We start from the raw sequence: 245 nt of genomic DNA, 5'->3' as shown, positions 1-245 counted from the left end.
CGCGCATCGTTATCCATCGCTCGCGGTAGCGGGCCTCGACCTCGTCGTCGAGATCGTCCGCGCGAATGTACGGCGGATTTCCGATCACGAAGTCTGCGAGAGGTGGCTCAATATCGAGCAGAAAATCTGCGTGTTGTATCCACTGCGCGGCAATCTCAACAGACTGCTTACATCCATGAGCTTCGAGGAGACCAGCAACCACCGAACGACTGGTCTCGACGTGTGATGCTTGCAGGTCATAGCCG

At 57.1% G+C, this 245-nt stretch carries 1 protein-coding gene; it reads left to right on the top strand.

All coding sequences use genetic code 11. From position 1 onward, the window contains the following. Positions 1 to 226, top strand: a 226-nt coding sequence (locus SB754_RS22335; RefSeq protein WP_410784468.1) for a hypothetical protein, incomplete at its 5' end; no start/stop codon positions are given. Between the last annotated feature and the right edge of the window lie 19 nt (positions 227 to 245).

The sequence above is a fragment of the Leifsonia sp. SIMBA_070 genome (assembly GCF_046534635.1).
Lineage (GTDB): Bacteria > Actinomycetota > Actinomycetes > Actinomycetales > Microbacteriaceae > Leifsonia.
Note: the sequence above shows the minus strand (reverse complement) of the source record. Positions and strands in the feature narration are given on the sequence as shown.